At 69.3% G+C, this 23,043-nt stretch carries 20 protein-coding genes and 1 pseudogene; 17 read left to right on the top strand and 4 right to left on the bottom strand.

Translation table 11 applies throughout. The features are described 5' to 3' along the window. Window positions 1–421: 421 nt before the first annotated feature. The 13 genes from IE212_RS09185 to IE212_RS09125 all read left to right on the top strand — a co-directional run bounded on the left by IE212_RS09185 (window position 422) and on the right by IE212_RS09125 (window position 12,912). A complete protein-coding gene (locus IE212_RS09185; protein WP_190197231.1) occupies window positions 422–1,258 on the top strand; it encodes a 2-amino-3,7-dideoxy-D-threo-hept-6-ulosonate synthase in 837 nt (278 codons plus the stop codon). Then, on the top strand, window positions 1,255–2,430 hold the full coding sequence (locus tag IE212_RS09180) for a 3-dehydroquinate synthase II family protein (protein ID WP_190197230.1): 1,176 nt from the start codon (window positions 1,255–1,257) through the stop codon (window positions 2,428–2,430). The genes IE212_RS09185 and IE212_RS09180 overlap by 4 nt, the downstream gene beginning before the upstream one ends. A gap of 5 nt (window positions 2,431–2,435) precedes the next feature. Further along, complete coding sequence (locus tag IE212_RS09175; protein ID WP_229864159.1) at window positions 2,436–3,857, top strand: class I adenylate-forming enzyme family protein; 1,422 nt, start codon at window positions 2,436–2,438, stop codon at window positions 3,855–3,857. A 75-nt stretch (window positions 3,858–3,932) separates the two neighbouring features. Further along, window positions 3,933–4,208: an acyl carrier protein gene (locus IE212_RS09170; protein ID WP_190197229.1), complete on the top strand. Its 276-nt coding sequence runs from the start codon at window positions 3,933–3,935 to the stop codon at window positions 4,206–4,208. A gap of 8 nt (window positions 4,209–4,216) precedes the next feature. After that, window positions 4,217–4,480: an acyl carrier protein gene (locus IE212_RS09165; RefSeq protein ID WP_190197228.1), complete on the top strand. Its 264-nt coding sequence runs from the start codon at window positions 4,217–4,219 to the stop codon at window positions 4,478–4,480. Beyond that, window positions 4,470–5,675: a beta-ketoacyl-[acyl-carrier-protein] synthase family protein gene (locus IE212_RS09160; RefSeq protein WP_190197227.1), complete on the top strand. Its 1,206-nt coding sequence runs from the start codon at window positions 4,470–4,472 to the stop codon at window positions 5,673–5,675. The genes IE212_RS09165 and IE212_RS09160 overlap by 11 nt, the downstream gene beginning before the upstream one ends. After that, on the top strand, window positions 5,672–6,508 hold the full coding sequence (locus IE212_RS09155) for a hypothetical protein (protein WP_190197226.1): 837 nt from the start codon (window positions 5,672–5,674) through the stop codon (window positions 6,506–6,508). Before IE212_RS09160 ends, IE212_RS09155 begins: the two co-directional genes overlap by 4 nt. Further along, window positions 6,495–8,156 (top strand): 3-aminoavenalumate diazotase, encoded by a 1,662-nt coding sequence (gene avaA6, locus IE212_RS09150; protein WP_190197225.1) that lies wholly within the window; start codon window positions 6,495–6,497, stop codon window positions 8,154–8,156. The genes IE212_RS09155 and avaA6 overlap by 14 nt, the downstream gene beginning before the upstream one ends. Then, window positions 8,153–8,710: a hypothetical protein gene (locus IE212_RS09145; protein WP_190197224.1), complete on the top strand. Its 558-nt coding sequence runs from the start codon at window positions 8,153–8,155 to the stop codon at window positions 8,708–8,710. Before avaA6 ends, IE212_RS09145 begins: the two co-directional genes overlap by 4 nt. Before the next feature lie 3 nt (window positions 8,711–8,713). Then, window positions 8,714–9,634, top strand: a complete 921-nt coding sequence (avaA7, locus tag IE212_RS09140; protein WP_190197223.1) for a 3-diazoavenalumate denitrifying reductase — start codon at window positions 8,714–8,716, stop codon at window positions 9,632–9,634. Next, window positions 9,631–10,365 (top strand): FAD/NAD(P)-binding protein, encoded by a 735-nt coding sequence (locus IE212_RS35400; protein WP_190197222.1) that lies wholly within the window; start codon window positions 9,631–9,633, stop codon window positions 10,363–10,365. The genes avaA7 and IE212_RS35400 overlap by 4 nt, the downstream gene beginning before the upstream one ends. A gap of 114 nt (window positions 10,366–10,479) precedes the next feature. Next, window positions 10,480–11,208, top strand: a complete 729-nt coding sequence (gene fabG / locus IE212_RS09130) for a 3-oxoacyl-ACP reductase FabG (protein ID WP_190197221.1) — start codon at window positions 10,480–10,482, stop codon at window positions 11,206–11,208. A 63-nt stretch (window positions 11,209–11,271) separates the two neighbouring features. Then, the gene (locus IE212_RS09125) at window positions 11,272–12,912 is read left to right on the top strand and encodes an AMP-binding protein (protein ID WP_190197220.1); all 1,641 of its coding nucleotides are present in this window, start codon (window positions 11,272–11,274) and stop codon (window positions 12,910–12,912) included. Between the two features lie 23 nt (window positions 12,913–12,935). Here IE212_RS09125 and IE212_RS35735 read toward each other — a convergent pair. The 3 genes and pseudogenes from IE212_RS35735 to IE212_RS09115 all read right to left on the bottom strand — a co-directional run. Continuing rightward, window positions 12,936–13,100: pseudogene (locus tag IE212_RS35735) on the bottom strand (IS701 family transposase); the annotation flags it as partial. Between the two features lie 393 nt (window positions 13,101–13,493). Next, window positions 13,494–14,306, bottom strand: a complete 813-nt coding sequence (locus IE212_RS09120; RefSeq protein ID WP_190197219.1) for a methyltransferase domain-containing protein — start codon at window positions 14,304–14,306, stop codon at window positions 13,494–13,496. A gap of 278 nt (window positions 14,307–14,584) precedes the next feature. Then, a complete protein-coding gene (locus IE212_RS09115; RefSeq protein ID WP_229864157.1) occupies window positions 14,585–14,851 on the bottom strand; it encodes a transposase in 267 nt (88 codons plus the stop codon). A 1,174-nt stretch (window positions 14,852–16,025) separates the two neighbouring features. On the opposite strand from IE212_RS09115, the gene IE212_RS09110 reads away from it, so the two are divergent. Next, on the top strand, window positions 16,026–16,529 hold the full coding sequence (locus IE212_RS09110) for a hypothetical protein (protein WP_190197217.1): 504 nt from the start codon (window positions 16,026–16,028) through the stop codon (window positions 16,527–16,529). A 110-nt stretch (window positions 16,530–16,639) separates the two neighbouring features. Here IE212_RS09110 and IE212_RS09105 read toward each other — a convergent pair whose 3' ends face one another. Further along, the gene (locus IE212_RS09105) at window positions 16,640–16,837 is read right to left on the bottom strand and encodes a helix-turn-helix domain-containing protein (protein WP_190197216.1); all 198 of its coding nucleotides are present in this window, start codon (window positions 16,835–16,837) and stop codon (window positions 16,640–16,642) included. Window positions 16,838–16,958: 121 nt separating this feature from the next. Between IE212_RS09105 and IE212_RS09100 the strand changes: the two genes are divergently transcribed. The 3 genes from IE212_RS09100 to IE212_RS09090 all read left to right on the top strand — a co-directional run bounded on the left by IE212_RS09100 (window position 16,959) and on the right by IE212_RS09090 (window position 23,035). After that, window positions 16,959–17,639: a site-specific integrase gene (locus IE212_RS09100; RefSeq protein ID WP_229864155.1), complete on the top strand. Its 681-nt coding sequence runs from the start codon at window positions 16,959–16,961 to the stop codon at window positions 17,637–17,639. Between the two features lie 577 nt (window positions 17,640–18,216). Beyond that, window positions 18,217–21,651, top strand: a complete 3,435-nt coding sequence (locus tag IE212_RS09095; RefSeq protein WP_229864154.1) for a serine/threonine-protein kinase — start codon at window positions 18,217–18,219, stop codon at window positions 21,649–21,651. Next, complete coding sequence (locus IE212_RS09090) at window positions 21,638–23,035, top strand: phospholipase D-like domain-containing protein (protein WP_190197214.1); 1,398 nt, start codon at window positions 21,638–21,640, stop codon at window positions 23,033–23,035. Before IE212_RS09095 ends, IE212_RS09090 begins: the two co-directional genes overlap by 14 nt. Window positions 23,036–23,043: the final 8 nt, after the last annotated feature.

Here is a 23,043-nt window from a genome sequence, read left to right as displayed (position 1 = left end):
CCCGGCCCGTGTGGTCCGGGTTCTGGTGGGGAGCGGGAAGCACCCTAAGCCCAGGAATTCGATTTCGACAAGGAATTCGACAGGCGAGCCACGCTGTCCGAAAAGCCGGACGACGGGATCATCTATTTACACGCGTTACCAGCCACGAAACACCTAATGTGGTCATGAGTTCGGGCAGATCGATCCAATGCATAGAAGTGCCCCGAACATGCATCCTCCAGGGCGTCAACCCCTGCTACCCGTCAACCCGCCGTCAATGATCTATGCATTTCCTGGCATGAATATTCACCCTTCGCTACACCTTGCCAACGGCTGATCGCGCGCGGAATGCTGAGATCGAAGGATGTTGAAAGTTCTACGACCATCGACTTTCGGACACCGGACATTGGAAGGATCCACGGAGGGGGGAGGCGTATTACCCATGCTGAAAAACGGCAAGCTATTTCGCTTGAGGAGACTTTCGCTGGCCGGAGACGGCCGGCATCTCCTCGTGCCGCTCGACCACAGCGTTTCGGACGGCCCGATCGTTCCCGCCGACCGGTGGGACGACCTGGTGCGCGCGCTGGTGGACGGCGGTGCCGACGGGATCATCGTCCACAAGGGGCGTGCCCGCGGCTTCGCCCCTGACATCCTCAAGAGCTGCGCCTTGGTGGTGCACCTGAGCGCCAGCACCGCCCACTCCGCCGACGTGCACGCGAAGGTGCTGGTCGCCGACGTCGAGGAGGCGCTGCGGCTCGGTGCGGACGCGGTGAGCGTCCACGTCAACATCGGCTCGGACACCGAGGCCCAGCAGCTGGCCGATCTTGGGGCGGTGGCACGTTCCTGCGACGCGTGGGGCATGCCGCTGATCGCGATGGTCTACCCCCGCGGCCCTCGGATCGCGGACCCGCACGACCCGGCCCTTCTCGCGCATCTGGCCAATGTGGCCGCGGACCTGGGCGCGGACATGGTGAAGACCTCCGTCGCGCTGCCGCTGGAGCGGATGGCCGAGGTGGTGGCGGGCAGCCCCATCCCGATCCTCGCGGCCGGCGGTCCGCCGGACGGCTCCGACCTCGTGGCGTACGGCGCCGCGGTGATGGGCGCCGGCTGCCGGGGGCTGGCCATCGGCCGCCGGATCTTCTCGGCCCCCTCCCCCTGTGCGCTGGTGTCCCGGCTCGCCGCCGTCGTGCACGGCCGGTCCCAGGACGCGGGCAGCGCCACGGACATGAGCACGAACTCCCCCACCGACTACTCGACGATCGTGGCAGGTGTCGCATGAGGTTCGCTTGGATCGATCTCCGTGAAGTCCCCCGACAGCAGGTCCAAGCCGTCGTGGACGCGGCCGTGCACGCCAGGATGACCGGCGTGGTTTCCGCCGACGCGGAGCTGCTCGGAACCCTGCCACCGACGGTCACGCGGGTGCTGGTGCCCGCAAACCCCGCGGCGAAGAAGACCGCCCCCGGCAAGGACAAGGACACGGGGGACAAGGCAGCCGAGGAGCCCTCGAAGGAGACCAAGCCCGCCACCGGACACGACGTCCTCCTGCGGAAGTTCACCACCCAGGACGAGCTGGACGCCCTCGCCGCCGACCATCGCACCGGCACCCCCGTGGCCGGCTTCGTCGACGTACGGGACGACCGCACCCTGCAGCTGTCCTGCTCGGGGGCCATGGTGCTGCCGTACACCGTCATCCACTTCGCCGACCCGACCAAGATCCCGCTGGAGATCGTGCTCGCCGCGGCCGAGTCGGCCGAGGGCAAACTGGTGACCGTCGTGGACGGCCTGGAGGAGGCGGCGATCGTCTTCGACGTGCTCGAACGCGGCTCCGACGGCATTCTCTTCACGCCCCGCAGTGCGGACGAGGTGTTCGCGCTGGCGCGGCTGCTGGAGGCCACCACCCCCCAGCTGGAGCTGTCCACGCTGACCGTGGAGAGCATCCGGCACGTGGGGCTCGGCGACCGGGTCTGCGTGGACACCTGCTCGCACTTCGAGGAGGACGAGGGCATCCTCGTCGGCTCCTACTCCTCCGGGTTCGTGCTGTGCTGCAGCGAGACCCACCCGCTGCCGTACATGCCGACCAGGCCGTTCCGGGTCAACGCCGGTGCCCTGCACTCGTACACGCTCGGACCCGACAACCGCACCAACTACCTCAGCGAGGTCGGCTCCGGCACCACCCTGCTGGCCGTCGGAGCCAACGGGCGCACCCGGCGGGTGGTGGTCGGCCGCGCCAAGCTGGAGTCCCGGCCGCTGCTGGAGATCCGCACCCACGCCGAGGACGGCCGTCTGGTCAGCCTGACCGTGCAGGACGACTGGCACGTACGGGTGCTCGGCCCGGGCGGCAAGGTCCTCAACGTCACCGAACTCCAGCCGGGTGACGAGCTGCTCGGCTATCTGGCCACCGACAAGCGCCATGTCGGCCTGCCCATCGGCGAGTTCTGCAAGGAGGTCTGAGCCCCATGCGCGAACTCGCGGCGCAGCTCACGGCGGACGGGCCCGACGACGGCATGACCGGCCTCGTCCGACGACTCTTCGACGCGCACGACCACGCACTCCCCTACCTGGCCCACCGCCAGGAGCTTCTCACCCGGGGCGAGTTGCGGGAACGGGTGGCCAAGCAGGCCGCGGTCTTCGCCGGGTACGGCATCGGCGCGGGCAGCACCGTGGGACTGCGGACACCGCCGAGCTTCACCCAGGTCGAGGTGCTGCTCGCGCTGTGGCAGCTCGGCGCCCAGGTGCTGCTCTTCGACTTCCGGCTCAAACCGGCCGAGGTGAAGGCGCTCTGTGCCACCTGCCGACCGCAGTTCATGGTCAGCGCGGGCGTCAACGTCCAGGCGACATTCGGTTTCCGGTCCGAGTACGAGGTCGTCACCGAGTGCCTCGGCGGTGGCCGCCCGGCCGGCACCGGCCACCGGCTGGTCCAGTTCAGCTCGGGCTCCACCGGGCGGCCGAAAGTGATCGGCAGAACCGCCCGCTCCCTCGCCGCCGAGGTGGACCGGTTCACCCGCGTTCCGGGCATGCCCGCGGCGGGCGACCGGCTGCTGCTGCTCAGCTCGACGGCGCACAGCTTCGGTCTGATCGCCGGGCTGCTGCACTCGCTCGCGGCCGGTGTCCAGATCGTCTTCGCCCCGCGGATCTCCGCCCGCGACATCCTGCGGACCGCCGTGGAGCACCGCGTCACCACCCTGTTCGGGGTGCCCATGCACTACGAACTGCTCGCCGCCGCCTCCGATCCCCCCGCGCTGCCCGAGCTTCGCGTCGCGGTGTCGGGCGGCGAGCTGATGCCCCCGCAGGTCGCGGCGCGGTTCGCGCAGCGGTACGGGATCGCGGTCGGCGAGTCCTACGGCACCACGGAGACCGGCGTCGTCGCCATGGACGCCGGCGGCACCCTGCGGCCGGCGGTCGGCCCGGCCGCACCGGGTGTGGTGGTACGGGAGCACCGGGGCGAACTGGACGTCGCCCTCGACGAGTCGCCGTACCTCTTCGACTCCGGCGGCACCCAGTACGAGGACGGCTGGCTGCACACCCGGGACCGGGCCACGGTCGACGCCTCGGGGACGGTGCTGGTGCACGGCCGCGCCGACTCCCTCGTCGTGATCGGCGGCCTCAAGGTGGACCTGTCCGAGGTCGAGAACGTGCTCCGCGAGCATCCGGCGGTCCAGCAGGCGGTCCTGGTCCACGAGGGCGTGACCGAGGCGTACGTCGCGGTGGCCGACGAGGCCGAGCAGCCGTCCGAGGCCGAACTGCTGCGGTGGTGCCGGGAACGGCTGGCCGACTACAAGCTGCCACGGCTGATCCGGGTGCTGGAGACCCTGCCCCGCACGTCCAACGGGAAGTTGCTGCGCCAGGCGGCGGTGCTGCGTACGCACTCCGCTGTGTGAGCCGGGTACCGCGCGGTTCCCCCACCCCTGGTCGCTCGACCCCCTCACCGAAATCATTCTCTGGAGACACCGATCATGAGCACGTCGACCCTGGAAGACGAGATCCGCGAGTTCGTCCTGACCGCGGTCATCGACGAGATGAACGTCCTGCTGAGCCGCGACGGCATCACGGACGACAGCCCGATGACCGTCGGCGGGCTGGAAGTGGACTCACTGAGCCTGATCGAGCTGACGATGCGGCTGGAGTCGCGGTTCGGCGTGGAGATACCGGACACCGACATCGAGCCGCTGGCCTCCCTGACCCTCGGCGGACTCGTCGCCGAGGTGATCCGTCGCGGTGCGAAGGCGTGAGTGAAGGCATGAGCACGGCCACCTTCACCACCGACTCCGTCCGCGAACTGCTGTCGGACCGCAACATCTTCCCCGGCCTGCCCGACGACCTCGACGAGGACGCCGAACTGGTCCTGGACTCGCTCGGGCTGGTGTGGCTCCTGCATGTGATCGAGGAGCGCCACGGCCTGGTCGTGGAGCCCAGCGACGAGGAGATCTCCGGGCTCACCTCACTGCGGCGGCTCACCGCGTACCTGCGTTCCGTCGAGGAGGGCGGCCGCGATGAGCGGTAGCGGTGAGGTCACGGTGACCGGATTCGGGGTACGCACCGCGTTCGGCAGCGGCGCCGACGCGGTGCGGCGCGGGGTCTTCGAGGGAGTCCCCGCGTTCGCGCCCACCTCCCGGTTCGACACCGGTCCGTACCGTACGCCGATGGCGGCCGCCGCCCCCGAGGGCCCCGACGCGGTCGAGGACTGGGCACTGCGCCACGCGCTCGCCGAGTGCGGTACGCAGGCCCTCGACATGGCGGGGCTCGGCCCGGGCACCCGGGCAGCCGTCCTGCTGGGCGTCGCGGGCGACCACACGAGCGTCACGCGGTACTGGCGCGGTGACGGCGAGGCCGGCACGGACGCGGGCGGTACCGGCGCGGGCGCCGCGGCCGACCGGGCCGCCGATGCCGTACCCGCCCAGCTCGCCGAACTGCTCGCCGCATGGCTCGGGTTGACCGGGCCGCGGCTGACCTTCACCAACGCCTGCGTCGCCTCCGCCGCCGCGATCATCCACGGCTGCCGGCTGATCTCCTCCGGGCGGGCCGACGTGGCGGTCTGCGGCGGCGGCTACCTGGTGGAGGAGGAGACCTTCGGGAAGTTCGACTCCGGGCGGGCGCTGTCCAAGGACGGCATGGTGCGCCCGTTCAGCGCCGACCGCAGCGGGCTGCTGCTGGGCGACGGGGTGGCGGTCGTCGTGCTGGAGTCCGCCGAGCACAGCCGGCGCCGGGGTGCCCGGCCGCTGGCGTCGGTGGTGGGCTGGGGCGCGGCCACGGACGCCCACCACATCGCCCAGCCGCACCCCGAGGGGGCGGGGCTGGCGCGGGCGGCGCGGCAGGCGATGCGGCTGGCCGGCGATCCGCACGGGGCGGCCCTCGACTACGTCAACGCCCATGGCACCGGCACCAAGTACAACGACGGCGCCGAGACCCGCGGACTGCGCGCCGCCTTCCCGGACCGGGCGGAGTCGATACCGGTCAGCTCCACCAAGAGCACCACCGGCCACCTCCTGGAGGCGGCCGGCGTCGTGGAGTTCGTGATCACACTGCTGGCCCTGACGGACGGCGTCCTGCCGCCGACCGCCGGGTTCACCGCGCCGGACCCGGAGTGCGACCTCGACTACGTGCCGAACCGGCCACGCCGGGCCGACCTGCGCCGGGCACTCACCCTCAACGCCGCGTTCGGCGGCGCCAACACCGCACTCGTCCTGGAGCGGCCATGACGACCAGCGACAAGTCCCCGCTCCGGGCCCCTCTCGGCATCCTCGCCACGGCGACGGCCACCCATGGCACCGGCCGGGACGACGACATCCCGCTGCCGAGGCTGCCCGGCTTCGTGGAGTCCGCGTTCAGCCCGCTGGCGTACGAGGTGAGCAGCCGGTGCCTGACCGAACGGCCCGGTGACTGCTCACGCACCGCCGTGGCACTGGCCAGTCTGCTGGGCGACACCACCACCGCCGACCTGGCCAGCCGGCGGATGGTCTCCGGCAAGGTCCACAACCCGCTGTTGTTCATGCAGGCCACGCCCAACTCCGTACTGGGCCACACCAGCCGGGAGTTCGGCATCACCGGGCAGATGTTCAGCATCTCCACCTTCGACGACCCGGTGACCGAGCTGCTGGCCATGGCGGATCTCCTGCTGGAGGATCCGGAGCTGGACCGCGTCCTGGTGCTGGGCGTGGAGTTGGGCGGCAGCGAACGGCTGGCCGCCATCCACCGGGAACTGACCGCCGACGACGGCAGCCCGGTACCTGACCTCCCCGCGTCCGCCGGTCTGGCGGCCGCGGCGCTGCTGTGCCGCCCGGGCGCCGGGGCACCGGCGACGATCCGGTCAGCCGAAACTCCCGGCACCGACAGCGACACCGGCACCGACGTAGAGGCCGTCGACCGCCCCGGCGGCATCCAGGGCCTGTTCGACCTGGCCGCCGCCCACCGACGGCTGCTGCGGGACGGCGGGAGCCTGCTCCTGCCGGGCCCCGCCGCGTATCTCCTCACCACTGATACCGCTGACACCGCCGACACCGCCGACGAGACGGAGACCCATGCTCATCAGTAAGCAGGAGCGGGCGCGGATCTGCTCCGACACCGAACTGGGCGCCGGCAACATCCTGGCGCGCCTGAGGGCGTACGGCCGCCCGCTCGACGAACCCGCACTGCGCACGGACGGCACCTGGCGGGCTCCCGACGGCAGCCACCCCGAGGTGCTGACCTTCGGCGAGCTGTGCGAGGCGGTCGAGACGTACGTGGGCTGGTACGCCGCCCACGGTGTACGGCCCCGCGACCCGGTCGCCCTCCACTCGTACTCCAGCGCCGAGTTCGCGGTGAACTTCCTGGCGCTGACGTCCCTCGGCGCGATCCCGTCGTTCGTGAACGGCAATCTGGCCCCCGAGACCGCCCGGGAGTACGTACGCCGTCAGGGCGCGGTCGGCGCGTTCACGGACGAGGCTCATCGCGAGGTGCTCGCGGACGCCGGGCTCGGCTTCCACGTCACCGCGGCCGACATCCGGCCGGAGCACCGCGCGTCGCTACCGCCGTCGTACCCGTACCGGCACGACCCGACCGACCCGGTGCTCATCTCGCACTCCTCCGGCACCACCGGCATGCCCAAGGGTGTACCGCACACCCACCGGACCCTGATGTACGCCCAGTTGCACCGGCTGCGCTACTCCACCGGGACCGACATGGAGCGCACCCTGGTGGGGTTGCCGGGCGCGCACAACGCCATGGTGGCGACGCTGCTGTACTGCCTGCTGTTGCGCACCGACATCAAGCTCCTGTCCAGCCAGCGCGGCACCGATGTGCTGGACGCCATCGAGGAGTTCCGGCCGACCACGGTGCTGGCCTTCGCCGGGACGTTCGGCGAGATGGCCGCCGAGGACCTGACGAGACGTGATCTGTCGAGCGTGCAGGTGTGGTTCAACACCGGGGACGCGGCGCACGAGGCGCACATCCGCGCCCTGGTGGCGCACGGCAGCCACCAGAAGATCGGCCCCGACCTGCGCCGCGTACGGGTCGACGGCTCGGTCTTCGTGGACGGGCTCGGCTCGTCGGAGGCCGGCTACTCCGTCTTCCACAACCGGCACACCAAGGACACCGACGCCTACTCGCGCTGCATCGGCAGACCGATCAGCTTCGCCGAGGCCGCCGTACTCTCGGAGGACGGCATCCCGCTGCCGCCCGGGCAGATCGGCCGCCTCGGTCTGAAGTCCCCGACGCTCACGCCCGGTTATTGGAACGACTCGCTGACCTGGAACCGGATGCGGCTCGGCGGCTACTGGCTCACCGGGGACCTCGCCCACCAGGACGAGGACGGCTACTTCTACCACCTCGACCGCGCGCCGGACGCCGTCCGCACCCGGGCCGGCATCGTCTTCAGTACCCGCACCGAGGAACTCCTGCTCGCCGAGCTGCCCGAGCTGGCCGACTGCACGGTCGTCGGCATCGCCCCGGACGGCGTACGGGCGGACTGGGACGGCGACGGAGAGGGCGAGGCGTACGCGCTGCTCCAGGTCACCGACGAAGAGGGTGCCGGCGACGACGAGGCGTGGACCGAACGCGTCAACTCCGTGCTGACGGCAGCCGGACACCCCCCGGTGCACCGGGCCCTGCGCATGAAGCCCGACGACGTGGCCAAGGGCGCCACCGGCAAGGTTCTCAAACGAGTGATGCGCGACAGGTTCGCCGCCGAGGAGCAGCACGCATGAGCACGAGTACAGCGGATGGCGACGGCGTGAACCACCGCGCCCGGGCGAGTGAGGCGTACCGGCTGTGGTGGCAGCACGACGCCAACTGGTACCAGGGAGTGGTCGCGCGGTTCGGGCAGGATGCCGCCAACGAGATCAACGCCGAGGCACTGCGCAAGATCGCCCTGCACGTCGCGCAGCGCGTCGGCCGCCTGGCCGGTCCGCTCCCCGACACCGGTGACACCCGCAAGGACCTGGAGGAACTGCGCCGCCGCTACGACGACTGCGGCGACCGGATGTTCCCGCCGGAGCTGCGCAACGCCTCCACCGAGGTCGAGGACGACGACCTGATCGTGCTCACCCTGAAGCGCAGCTTCGCCGTCACGATGGTGCGGATGGCCGGCTCGCTGGAGGGCTACCGCTGCCCCTGCACGGACATCCACGAGGGCTGGTCGGAGGGGCTCGGCGTGACCCTCACGGAGAACAGGGCCGAGAGCTGCCTGCGGGACGGCGACAAGGCGTGCCGTCTGCTGATGCGGGTCGCCACGCCGCTGACCGCCGGTGGGGAGGGCTGACGTATGCGTGTGCTGGTCGCCGGGGCAACCGGCGTGATCGGACATCCGCTGGTGGGCGCGCTGCGGGCGCGGGGCCACGAGGTGAGCGCGCTGGTACGCCAGGAGTCGCGGCAGCGGGTCCCGGAGGCGGTCGAGGTCGTGGTCGCCGACGCCCTCGACCGTGAGGCAGTGCTGGCGGCGGTGTCGGCCGCCCGGCCCGAGGTGGTCGTCCACCAGATGACGGCGCTGCGGCTGCTGGGCGAGGACCCTGTGGCGGCCTTCGCCCTGACCGCGCGGCTGCGTACCGAGGGCACCGCCCACCTCATCGAGGCGGCCCGCGCGGCCGGCGCGCGGCGGCTGGTCGCGCAGTCCATCGCCTTCGCCGCCGCCCCGGCCGGGCAGCCGGTCCTCGACGAGGACGCCCCGCTGTACGTGGACGCCCCCGACCCCGGCTGGGCGGCCACCGTGGGGGCCGTCGCCGAGCTGGAGCGGCTGGTGTCGGACAGCGGCCTGGCGGGGGCGGTCCTGCGGTACGGCACGCTGTACGGCCCCGGCACCTCGTACGCCCGGGACGGCGGGGGCGCCCAGGCGGTGCTGGCCGGACAGCTCCCGCTGCCCGGGGACGGCGCCGGGATCACGTCGTTCCTGCACGTGGACGACGCGGTGCAGGCGGCCGTAGCGGCCGTGGAGTCCGAGGCGACCGGCGTCTTCCACGTGACGGACGACGACCCGGCCCCGGCCGCCCAGTGGCTGCCGCACTACGCCCACACGCTCGGCGCCCCGCCCCCGCGCACGATCCCGGCGGACCTCGCACCCCGGCTGCTCGGCTGGTTCATGGCCCATCAGCTCACCGCGGCGCACGGCGCGGCCAACGACCGGGCCCGCACGGCACTGGGCTGGAAGCCGCTGCACCCGAGCTGGCGCGACGGGCTGGGCGAGGAATGACCGCACCCGGCGACACCCTCGCCGTCTGTGTGATCGGCGTCGGTCCGCGCGGGCTGTCCGTCCTGGAGCGGATCTGCGCCAACGCCGCGGGCACCGCCCGGCCGGTCGCGGTCCACCTCGTCGACCCGTACCCGCCCGGTCCGGGCGCGGTGTGGCGCACCGGCCAGCCGGGCGAGCTGCTGATGAACACGGTCGCCTCCCAGGTGACCCTGTTCACCGATGACAGCGTGGACTGCGCGGGGCCGTCGGTGCCGGGGCCCAGCCTGTACCCATGGGCGCGCATGATCGAGCGGGACAACACCGGCCGCTACCCGCTCCAGGTCCTGGACGAGGCACGCCGGCTCGGCCCGGACTCCTACCCGACCCGTGCGTTACACGGCCACTACCTGGAGTGGGTGTTCCGGCATCTGCTGCGCACCGCGCCCGAGGAGGTGACGGTCCACCAGCACCGGTCGACCGAACGGCTGACGGTGGCGCTCGCCCCGGCGCTCGGCAAGGCACGGGCGAAGACGCTGCTGACCGCCGCCACGGCCGAGGCGTCCGCCACCGGACGCCCGCTCGCCGAGGTGCTCCGCGAACACCCCGAACTCTCGGCCCGGTTCACCCCCGTCCGGTTGGCGCAGCTCCTCGACCCGGCCGGCTACACGGGCGCGGCCGACGCACTCGTCGACCGGGCCCTGCGCGCATACGGCGGCCCCGGCGTCACCCCGGACGACGAAAGCATGCGATGACCACCGTGAGCAGGACCGGGAAACAGGCGTCGGCGGCCGCCTTCGCCGGGGCGGTCACAGCCGTCGTGGGGCTGTGCGCACGGGGCGTCGACAGTGAACGGGAAAGGGACTGCAATGGCAGGCACGAGGGAACAGGAAGCAGCCCGCTCGGTCTTCGTGACCGGCGGGAACAGGGGCATCGGGCTGGCCATAGCCCGCCGTTTCGCGGCGGCGGGAGACCGGGTCGCGGTGACCTACCGCGGGGATGGGCCACCCGCCGACGCGAACCTCCTCGCCGTACGGTGCGACGTGACGGACGCCGGACAGGTGGAGCAGGCCTTCAAGGAGGCCGAGGCGGCCCACGGCCCGGTCACCGTCCTGGTCGCGAACGCGGGTATCACCCTGGACCGACTGCTCCTGCGGATGAGCGAGGAGGACTTCACCTCCGTCGTCGACACCAACCTCACGGGCGCCTTCCGGGTGGCCCGGCGCGCGATGCGCGGAATGCTCGGGCAGGGCCACGGCCGTATCGTGCTGATCTCCTCCACGGCGGCACTGCACGGCGCCGCCGGGCAGACCAACTACGCGGCGGCGAAGGCGGGGCTGGTCGGTTTCGCACGGTCCCTGACCCACGAACTCGGCCCTCGCGACATCACCTGCAACGTGGTGGCCCCCGGCCTGACCGAGACCGACATGAGCCACGCCCTCACCGATGAGCAGCGCCAGAGGCTGCTCGACCTGACCCCGGCCGGACGTCCGGCCCATCCCGACGAGGTAGCGGACGCGGTGGTGTTCCTTGTCGGCGCGGGTTACGTGCGCGGCGCGGTGATCCCGGTCGACGGAGGCGCCGGACTGGGGCACTAGGGGCTGCCCCGGCGGAACAAAACGGGACAAGAATACAAATTCATCCTATTAGAAGGGGAAATTGTGAACCCGATTCCCACGTTGCGCCCATCCGCCACCACCGTGGAGCGGTACCGCAAGGAGGACCTCTGGCGCGCCGACAGCATCCTGGACGACCTGGCGCGGTGGCGTGCCGAGACCCCCGACGCCCCCGCCGTTATCGCGTCGGAGGCCGGCCGGGGCATCGTGCGGCTGAGCTACGCGCAGTACGCCGAGTACGTGGACCGCTTCGCCGGCGCGCTGCACGCGCTTGGGGTGCGTAGCGGTCAGGTCGTCGCGATGCAGTTGCCGAACGTCTGGCAGGCCGGACCGCTGGTACTGGCCTGCGCCCGGCTCGGGGCCGTCGCCGCGCCGATCATGTGCGCGTTCCGCCCCCGTGAGCTGGAGCGGATGCTCCGTCGGCTGGATGCCGTCGTCTGCGTGACCATCGATCGGTGGGACAACTTCGAGCACGCCGCGGCGCTGGCCGAGATGGCTCCCCGGCTGCCCGCACTGCGCCACCGTGTGGTGCTCGGCGAGAAGACCGCGGACGAGGAACTCGACTTCCGCGAGTACTTCGAGCACACGGAGCACGGCACCCTGCCGGATGCGTCCGTCGTGGGCCCGGACCGGGTCTCCCTGGTGCTGTTCACCTCCGGCACCTCGGGCGAACCGAAGGCCGTGCTGCACACCATGAACACCTGCTACGCCTGGTACGCCCCCGTCGCAACCGCCGACGGCATCGGCCCCGACAGCCGCGTCTACTCACCGAACGCGGCGACGCACATCGTCGGCCTCACCATGGGGCTCTTCATGCCGCTGCACCGCGGGGCCTGCGTGGTCATCACGGACCTCTGGGATCCGGAGGCCGTCATTCCCTTCCTGGCCGAGGCCCACGTCAGCTGGATGGTCATCGTCCCCGTCTTCCTCTCCGCCCTGATCGACGCGATGGAACGCACCTCGCTGCGGCTGCCCACCGTGCGGATCATCCGCGCGGGAGGCACGACGGTCCCGCAGCCCCTGTTCAGGCGGGTGACCGAGACCTTCGGAATCCCGCTGGACGTGGGGTGGGGCATGACCGAGGGCGCCAATGTCTTCACCCGCTCCGGAGAACACCCGGACCTGGCTGGACGCACCGTCGGGCGCCCCGCCCCCGGCCACGAGATCGACCTGCGGGCCGACCACCCGATCAGCGACGACCAGCCCGGGCGTCTCTTCGTCCGCAGCCCTTCGCTGTGCCTGGCCACCTGGGGCCGGGACGACGGTCGACTGACCGTGCTGGCCGAGCACGACGACGGCTGGTACGACACCGGTGACCTCGCGGCACCGGACGGCCACGGTGGCATCCGGCTGCACGGCCGTGCCGAGGACCGGATCGGCGTCATCATGATCCCGGTCAGTGACGTCGAGTCGGCACTGCTGGACCACCCCGACGTACGGGATGTCGCCCTGGTTGGCTACCCGGACGGCCACGGCGGCGAGCTCGCCTGCGCGGTCGTCGTCGCGGGGGAGCGGACGCCCACCCTCGAAGGCCTGCGCGACTGGCTCGGCGGGCTCGGCATGAGCGCATGGTGCATGCCGTCCCGCCTGGAACTCCTGCCCGAACTGCCGCGCAACGAGACCGGCAAGGTGCGCAAGAACCTGCTCCGGGAGCGGCTTCAGCTCCACTCAGCTGACCACCGGTAGTTCGCTGAATTCGGCGGTATAGGTCAATGCCGTGTCCGGTGGTGACCGCGTCGATCAGGGCCTCGAGCTCGAAGGGTGGGTCCTTGTCCGTCCAGGCTTGCCATTGCCGGTGATGGCGCGTAAGGCCCTGGGCCAGCAGGGCTGGTGGGGAGGGGGCTGGTCCCCCTCTCCGGCCCGCCGTCGGGGCAGCAGAGACGCAAGGTGGGCTGCCATACGGCGATTCGGTGCCGGGTGGTTCCCGGCCTCGGCCAGTTTCTCGCAGGCCGCGCTGACCCGGTCGTGGTGCTGAGCGGGGTGAGTCCGTTCAGCGGCGCGCCCCGAACGGTCTTGGCGAGCTGGTCACCGGCGTACTCGACCCCGAGGCAGCGACACGCATCCTGTGCGTGGTCAGGGCCCGGGAGGTCCTGAACCATCCTCTGGTGGAGCAGGGGCCCCGCACACTGACGCCATACCCGGTGTCCCAGGTCGCACGACCACGCCAACCCGAACGGGGGCCCATGCCACCGCAAGCCCAGGAGCCGACCATCCCACGATCGAGCTAAACCGGCCTCGCATGCACTCCCGACCGAACAGCTCCGACCCTACGACGCCAGGCGGGCCGTGGTGACGAAGAAGGCCGCCGTCGCGGTGAAGGCGTTCCGGCGAGAGAGATCGCTCAGGTCGTCCTTCCACCGCGCAGCCGCCTCCTCGCTGACGGCCCCTTGGGTGAGAGCCGCCGTCAGGGCCGGCTCCAGTACCACGTCGAACGCGGACGCATGGTCGTTCAGGGCAGCCATGACGGGAACGACCTCGATGCCGGTGAATCCCGCGTCGGCGAGGTGGTAGGCGTTGCGGGTGCCGGCGTGGGGATTCGGGACGGCTGAGCAGAACGCGTCCTTGACCGCGTCGGTCGTCTCCGGGATCCGTGAACTCACCACCATCGACCCGAGATCAGGGTCCGCGAGAACGATTGTCCCGCCCGGCCTCAGCACCCTGCGGGCCTCGGACAGCGCCTCGGCGGGATCGCCAAAGTGGAGGAAGGTCCGCTCGGACCGGTACCACGACAGTTCACCATCCTCGAACGGCAGCTCGAAGGCGCTGCCCCTGACGACGCGACAGTGCGGGAACCTGGCAAGGGCCGCGTCGACCATGGCCTGGCTGCTGTCGACCCCCACGGCGTCCTTTCCGAGCCGTACGAGATCCGCGACAGCGCGGCCGGCGCCGCACCCGATGTCCGTTCCCTTGCCCTCGGCAGTCTCCAGGGCGCGGTAGGTGGCCTCCCGCACTGCGCGGCCGCTCTCGCTCTCCTCCATCTTCCGCAGATAGGCGATGAAGTCCTCGGGGACGCCGGACGAGTCGACGTCGTGGAAGCGTGCGGCAAGGCTTTCGGCCGTGCGTGGTCCGGTGGTGTCCACGTGCTGCTGTCTCCCGTCAGGGGGTGCCTGATGCTTCAGTGCGGCTGACGCTTGTCGATAAGTCGAATCAGCCTAGCAGTACGGGAGTTGACGATGAGTCAGGAGGGCGGGCCCTATCGTCTGGGGACGCCGTAGGTGCCGCCTGAATCGTGGTGCACGGCCCGTATCCGGGTGGCGAGGCGGGCTTCGGCCCGCCTGCCGGGCGGCCCGGTCTGCGGCCGTCCCGCACCAGTAGTAGAAGCTGGAGCGGGCGATGCCCAGGATGGTGCACAGCCGCTTCACGCCGTAGCGGCGACGCGTTCCTCCTTCAGCTCGCGGACCTTCTGGCGCAGAGCGGCGTTCTCCACCTCCAGTGGTGTCGGCGGCTCGGCGGATGCCTCTGCCCGGCGTCCCCGTGGCCGGCTCGCGCCGGCTGCCCGGATCCAGTTCCGCAAGGTCTCGGGGTTGATTCCCAGATCGGCAGCGATCTGCCGGATCGTCGCCTCGGGCCGCGACTGGTACAGCGCGACCGCGTCCGCCTTGAACTGCGGCGGATAGTTCTTCATGACCACGAGATGTCCGTTCCCAGATCCTCAGGATCCAGTGTCTCGTGTGTCCAAGATCAGGAATCAAGGCCCCGCCAGGTCCGGTTGCACGGCTGCAGGCACTCCCCATGTCCGACGATCCCGGCCGGATCGCCCGCCTCCTGCTCTCCACGAGTACCGGCTGAGGCAGGGGTGGCTTTTGTTCCTGCTGCACCGCTGCGGATTTGGGCTGCGCCAGCCGTCTTACCAGAGATGGCCGTTGCAACACACACGCCTGTTCCGGCGCTGCGCGAAGTCCGCCATGCCGAAGCCGCGCTTGCCGACCGATTCAAAGCCCATCTCGCGGTCGGGCGCCGCAGGAAAAGCCCTTAGCCGGAAGGTGGAGCACCACGCGTCGGCCCGGTTCTGGGCCGTCGGGCCTGTTGATGTCGTGCGCGGTGATGATCCCGCGCAGCTGACCGCCGTCCATGACCAGGATGGGCAATCCGCCTCCGGACCCGAGGCGCTGGCACCAGGCCGGACGCGTCCGACTTCATCAGGCCACCCCGGCCCGAACCGCGCCAGAATCCCCGGCAGCCCCGCGGAGGCGCACGCAGTGGGGTGGTCCGGGCGTCAACGAGCAGACTCCGACCGCGGTCCTGAACGCACGGCGGCCCTGGTTACCGACCGCCTGGGATGGGAGCGGGAAACCAGGGCCGCTGACACAGTGCACAAGCGTCGTGTCACAGCTTTCCAACGCAAGTGGCGCACGCCAAGACACGGCCGGATTAATAGCGTTCCTCCCGCTGGTACGGGAGGAACCAAAGGGAGCTGAGGGGGTAGATGATGCCGGTCGGCGTCCGGCGAGGCCCGAATCGCGCTGACACCGAGCCCTCCCCCGCGTCCGCAGGGTCTGCTCGCAGTATGGGTGTGCTCGTAGGTACGCGGCCCTTGTGCGGGCCCATAGTGCGTCGTAGCCCTTGGCGGCCACGCTGGTGCGCTGACGGCCGGCCTCGCGTTGGCAGGCATCGCAGCGTCCGCCTGGGGACCGTGAGTTCCTCTGGTGCTTGCTGCGGTCCCTTGAGAGGCTGATCGCCTACATGTCGCAGGGGGTGCGGTGCACACGGATTGGCAGCATCTATGGCACGAAGTGCAGGCGAGGGACGCAACTGCGCACCGGGCAAGGCGGCGGCTCCAGCTCGTATTGTTCTGGGGCATGCCACTCCTGACCGGCTTTGCTCTGCTCGTTGTGACTGATGCGCAGCGGCAGAACGTGCGGGTTCTGGCTGCTGCGGCCCCACTGCTCTTAGTTGGCGTTGCCTTCTTGGTGCGCAAATTCACCGGGGGTGGTCCGTTCACCGGGCTCGCTGGCGTTGCGTGGCTTGCAGCGGTCATTGGAGGATTTGCGGCCACATCCGTGTTCGGTGTGCACTCGATCCTGAACCAAGATGCTTCGTCTGCTCGGGTTGTCGACCCAGGGCATGCGCCAGTGGTTGTGATCTCCATCGTCAGCCTGGGGACGATGATCGGGGTTGCTACGAAGGCTGTACTGACGGGGCTTGCTGAGTACAAGAAGTCCCAGACTCAGGCTTACTCGGAGCGCACTCGGGCTCAGGCGGACCTGATCAGGGCTCTTGCAGACGCGGAGCGCGCGCGTCGCGGCCTCCCGCCAGTGGGTGTTGATCCAACATCTTCAGACGGCGCAAATCCAGGCATCTAGTCGCGTGCCCCAGGTGCGGCGAAGCCCCGGCCGGGGCTTCAGCGTGCGCCTGTGGTGCCGTCTGTGGGCACAGTTGTACACCGGGACCGTGACACGCCTCTGACCTGCGGTCAAGCGGCCTTGCTGGGGACGCGTCCAGCGACGAGCGCGGCGACATCTGCGACGCGGTACCAGGGCTGCCGTGGGGTGCTTCCGGACCGCTTGAGACGGCCCCGGTGGACGAGCTGCCGCACCGCGTCGGGCTGGACGCCGAGGACGCGGGCCACATCGCGTGTGCAGTAGTAACCGGGTGGGACCTGCTCACTCATCTGTCCATTGTGAAGCAGCGCTGGGCAGGTTGTAGCGCCTGCGGTGTGCCTCGATCTCGTCCTGGATGCGGTCGAGGACCTCCCGGCACGACTCTTCGAAGGAGCGGCTGATCTCGTCGGCTTGCTCTTCGCTGTAGCGGCCGCTGTTGATGTCTTCCTCGACCACGCCGAACAGGACCGCCTGTACGCCCTCTTCCACCTGATCGCGTTCCGGGGGCTGCGCCGCGGCGAAGCTGTTGGCCAGGACTGGTCCGGCATCAACTTCGCCAAGGCTCAGCTGACCGTCTCCAAGACGATCATTCAGGACGGTTGGACGCCGGTGGAGAGCGACCCGAAGACGGAGGGCAGCGCGGCGACCATCGCTCTGGGGCCGGCCACTCTGCAGGTTCTGGCCGAGCACCGCATCCGGCAGCAGGCGGAGCGTCAGGCCTACCTCGACAAGGGCCTCCCGTGGCAGGAGACGGGGAAGGTGTTCGCCGACGAGGACGGCGGATGGCTGCACCCGGAGAAGGTCTCGGACGTCTTCCGCCGGTCGTGCCGGGAAGCCGGACTGCCGCCGATCAATCTTCGTGACCTGCGCCACGTGGCCGCGACTCTGATCCACGCTGGCGGGGGCGATCTCCACGCCATCAAGGAGACGCTGCGGCACGGGACGATCCAGCTCGCGTCCGACACGTACACCAGCCTCCTCCCCCAGGTCGATCAGGAGGTGGCGAGGAACGCCGAGAGCATCGTTCCGCGCGCCCGCCGTCCACTGCCGTCTGACACTGCCGCTCACGCATCGCTCACGCAGGACGCCTGAAACGACTGAGCGCCCCATCTGGTCTAAACCTGTTGGGGCGCTCGGATTGCTGGTGACAACGGTTCTTCGAACGGGTGTCCAGGTGGGGCGGGTGGGACTCGAACCCACGGCCGACGGATTATGAGTCCTTTGAGGATCTTGGCGGTCCTCGCCGATCAGTGCCCGTTCGCGACGTTTTTGCTGGTCAGACGGAGTGCGCTATGCCTCCGCCCCTCAGTCTTTGTCGGTCTGTTCCTATCCTTGCGTCCCAACTGCGTCCCAACCTCGCCCCGGACGGCCGGAAACACCGGACTTTCGGGCAATAACGCCAGCTCGGAAGTGGGTCTGGAACTCGTCCGCAGCGGATAGCCCTTCCAACGGGTTGAGGTTCCGCTCCGGCTAGCGGGAGCGGAACCTCAACGGCACTTCTGACAGGCCAGGACATCTGCGTGCTACAGCAGGCGAGCAGCGGCCCTCAACGGCAGTTCAGGCAAGACGGGTCTTCTCAGATCAAACCGCTGATCGGCGGCGTAATCCACTGGCAGGATAGGTGCTCAGGGCGGGGACACCAGCAGGGTGGCTGAGCAGGGAGCAATGGGTGGGGAAGACGATCAAGGGCCGGTTCGCGCTGCTTCCTCAGGAAGCACGTTTGGGTGGTCTGTCTGAAGTCCGCAAGGCCGTCGACATGGTGAGCACAGGTGGCGACTATGTGGCCGTCAAACTGCTCAAGCAACGTGACGATTCGATCAGTGAGATATTCCTGGAGCGGGAGACCTCGGCGCTGAAGGCGCTGGATCACCCGAACATCGTGCGGATGCTCGACTCCGGGTGGGACGCCGAGTTGGAGCGGTACTTCATCGCCCTGGAGTGGATCGACCGCAGCCTCAAGGAGGAGATGACGCAGGGCCGTCCGCTTGACTGGCCGGCCTACTTCACGCGGATCGGCGGCCCCTTGGTGTCCGCGCTGGCCTACGCGCACGAGAAGCGGATCGAGCACCGGGACCTGAAGCCGGCGAATGTGCTGCTGACCGGCGACGGCACAGTCAAGCTCGCGGACTTCGGCATCGCCAAGATCCTGTCCAAGGCCGCAGTCGTGACTGACGAGACAGTGGCCGACTTCAGGTCCAGCTTGTATGCACCACCGGATCTAAGCGACGCGATCCCGTATGTCCGTGACGTCTACGCCTTTGCGGTTCTGGCTATTCAGGTCCTGTCCCGCAACAAGGCTCGTGACTACGCCGACCTTCAGACCGTCCTGGACGAGCTGGACCTCGAACCGGACATCCGCAGCATCCTGACGTCCTGCATCGACTACGACCCGCAGAACAGGCCCGCGAACGCCAGTGTCCTGGAAGCGAAGCTCCTGGCCGCACAGCAGGTCCACGACGACCGCGACGGACGCCGCCGCCACGCCGTCTGGCTGAAGATGACCCGCCCCGCGGCGACAGCCGTGACCGGGCCACCACCTGGTCAGGAACCCGACTGGGAGGCTGCGAAGGCCAAGGTGCTGGCCGACATTTCCGGCACGGTCCACGTCGACTACGGCTACAACGCCCAAGCCCGCGAGACGGACACAGAAACGATCCGAGTGTTCGGCCGCACCCTGTTCCTGCGTTTGAAGAGCGACCGGGACAACCCCAGGGACCGTTCCGCTGTTGTCTCGGCGGAGGAGCGGCCGGAGGAGTGGATGGCCCGACGCCGCGAAGCGGCTCTCAAGCTCGGCCCGGCCCTCAACTGGACCTTCGACGACCCCGGAGAGGATCCCGCCTACGACGGGCTCGACCTTCTGCTGGAAAAGCTTGATGAGCACCTGGACGAGCGCGAGGCTCAGGAGAAGGCAGACAAGATCCACAGCCTGGGTGATCTGTTCGAGGGCTGGCGCCGGGTACTCGAGGCTCGCGAGGAAGCCGCGGCAGAAGGCCGGAAGCCCATCGCCTACGAACGGATGGAAGGCGGCGGCCAGACTCGCGTCTTCCACCTCACCGATGCTGGTGGCGCGGCGGAGATCGGGGAGGAGTGGTCGGTCGCGGAATACCCCTACAGCCGTCCCCTGGACCGTGGTGAGGTGACCAATCTGACCGACGGAACCCTGGTGCTACGGATGACGCGCCCCAAAGCAGTCTTGCCCTCCCGGGGTGTACTGCTGCCATCGATCGGCCAGAGCCAGGGCGCCATCAACCGTCAGCGCGACGCGCTCAGCGCCGTCGCCGCCGGCCAGAGCGCCAACCCCATGCTGCGGCAGTACATTGACAATCCAGCGACCATCCCGGTCGGCCCGCCCACGGGCGTCACCAGTTGGGTCCGTGCCGACCTCGATAAGAGCAAGCGGGACGTCGTCGCGCACGCACTGGGGGCCCAGGACCTCCTGCTCGTCGAGGGGCCGCCCGGCACCGGCAAGACCACGGTGATCGCCGAGATCGTTGAGCAGACCCTCAAACGCAATCCCCACGCGCGGATTCTCATCGTCAGCCAGACCCATATCGCCATCGACAACGCTCTAGCACGGCTGGAGAACGCCGGTGTCACCGGCCTGGTCCGCCTGGGCCGCGCGGATGACCCGCGGGTCGCGGCCAGTGCCCAGCCGCTGCTCCTGGACCGGCAGGTCAAGAAGTGGACCCAGAGTGTGCGCGTACGGGCGGAGAAGTACCTGGATGAGGTAGCCGCCGATAACGGTCTGGAAGCACACCACCTCCGGGCTTCCTTGCTGCTGGAGGAACTCGCCGCCGTGGCCGCAGACCTCGCCCACGTGACGGCGCGCCTACAGGAACTTTCGACCCGGCCCGCACCCGAACGCACCAGCTCCGCCCGGGAACTGGGCGAGGAAATCGTCACTGCTCGCGCCCGCCAGGAGCAGCTGATCGGCCAGCGCGCCGAGCTCTTCGCACAGATTCAGGTCACGCTCGCGGGCGATCTGACCCTGCGGGAAGACCTCAGCGCCTCCGACGCACGCGACGCGGTCGCTGTTCTCCTTGGTTCGTCGGGCCCTGGTCGAAACTTGATGGACCTGCTGCGCCTGCAGGGCGAGTGGCTCCAGCGCATCGGAACGGACCAAGACCTGATCACCGCCTTCCTGCGCACCCGGCAGGTCGTCGGAGGCACCGCGATCGGCTTCCTCGGCCACCGGGCGGTCAGGGACCTGGAATTCGACCTGTGCATCTTCGACGAGGCGTCGAAGGCAACTGCGACCGAGGCCCTGGTCCCGCTGGCCCGGGCCAAGCGGTGGGTTCTGGTCGGCGATACCAATCAGCTGCCGCCCATCGACGAGGACCTGCTCCGCAACGAGCAGATCATGGCCGACCACCAGCTCATCCCCGAACTGGTGAAGACCACCCTGTTCCAGTACTTCGCCAACTGCGCCGACGCCCCGGTCAAGCACCTGCTTCGCGAGCAGTACCGGATGACCCCAGCGATCGGCAACATGATCAGCAGCTGCTTCTACGGTGGGAAGCTGATCTCTCCCAACGACCACGCGCTACCTGGCTATGACGGGATCAACAAGCCGGTCCTGTGGCTGGACACCAGTGCGTTGGAGAGCCGACGCGAATCCGACCGCACCGGCACCGAGACCAGCATCTCCAACCGGCTTGAGGCCAAGCTCGCGATGAATCGGCTGAAGGTCATCGACCAGGCCATCGAGAAGAAGGTCATCCAAGTCCCGTACGGTCGGCCCCTTGATGTCCTGGTGATCGCCCCCTACGGCCGCCAGGTCGACGAGCTCACTCGGGAACTGGCCTTCCTCAAGACCCACCTCAAGCACATCGCGCCCGAAGTGCTGTCAGTCGACGCCGTCCAGGGCCGCGAATGCGACCTAGCCGTGTTCAGCGTCACCCGCAGCAACACTCGCGGCCACTTCGGGTTCCTCGGCGAGCCCTACTGGCGCCGTATCAACGTCGCCCTCAGCCGCGCCCGCTTCGGCTTGATCGTCATCGGTGACGCCGGGTTCTGCCGGAGCAAACCCGGAGCCCTGCGCACCGTCCTCGACTATATGAGCGGCCACCCGGAAGACTGTGAGATCCGCGATGCCTACCTTTAGCCCGAACAGCCTCCTGGCCGTCCGCTTTCACAACGCACGCCCTGGCCTCGATCTGGTCACCATCGTCGACGCCGGGCTGCCGGTGGCTCAGATCACCGCTGAGGTCCTCGCCCAGGACAGCAAGGGCCTCCCATTGATGGACGAGTTCGTCCTGCGGCTGGTCGACCACCAGGTGACCCGAGGGCACAGCATCGCCGGCATGCTCGGCCTTCCCGAGCGCATGGTCGACCAGACCGTCGCCGCTCTCTTCAGCTCGGACGACCTGCGCTGGTCCCGCCCGTCCTCCGGCGACGACTCCGCCGTACGCGGCCTGCAACTGACCGACAAGGGCCGGATCACCGCCCGCGAGGCGGCGCAGAACGTCCCGGTCCGCGTCAATCAGCCACTCGTCTACGACCAGATGCTGTGGAAGATAGCCCCCTACAACCGCAACACCACCATCCCCCGCGGCCAAGCCGAACAGGCCGGCATGATTATGCTGCCCGCAGCCCGCTCCGGACCGGTCGAGGACAGCGACATCACCGCCGCCGCCATCACGGCCCTGCTGCGCGACAACGGCACCACCGACCGTGAGGTGCTGCAGGTCAAGAGCATCCAACAGTCCCCATCCCGCCGGGTCCTGCCAGTCAAGCTGCTCGTCTACGCCGACACGGACCGCACTGACGTCCAACTGGGGGTCGTCGTCGACGGGGAACTCAGCCACCCCCACGAGCTCGCCCTGATCGGTCTCGGCGGGGCCAAGGCCCTCGGCATCACCGTCGAACCACCAGCCGAGCGACCCGTCCTGGACTCCGAGCTGGAAAAGGCCCGTGTACCTCTGGCCGAGGTCACCCAGCACCGCGCCGAACAGGCCGCCTTCCAGCTTGGAGCCCAGACCCCCACCCCGAAGGCCCCGGCCGAACCTCAGCCGCAGACGGACGAAATCCGTGCCATCGGGGTTTTCGAGCACCCCGAGATCCTCGAAGACGCGCTCACCCACGCCCGCCGCCGGCTGCTGCTTATCTCTCCGTGGATCAAGAAGACCATCATCACAACTGAGTTCATCAGCCGACTCGAAGCCCGTCTCACCCGAGGTGTGAAGGTGGACATCGCCTACGGCTACGAGGACAACGACCGCAAGACCGACCCCGACGCCGTCCGCAGACTCACCAATCTCGCCGCACGCTACCCCGACAAGTTCACCTTCACCCGCCTGAAAAGCACCCATGCCAAGGTTCTTGTCTACGACAACGTTTGGGTGACCACCTCCTTCAACTGGCTGTCCTTCGCAGGCGACCCCGACCGCACCTACCGAATGGAAGAAGGAAGCCTCATCCGCAACCGCGCGGTCGCTGACACCCAATACGACAGGTACCTTCAACTGATCGATGAACAGCGCCGCTGACCTTTACC

This window comes from Streptomyces djakartensis (genome assembly GCF_014651075.1).
GTDB lineage: Bacteria > Actinomycetota > Actinomycetes > Streptomycetales > Streptomycetaceae > Streptomyces > Streptomyces djakartensis.
This window is presented reverse-complemented; position numbering and strand designations above follow the sequence as displayed.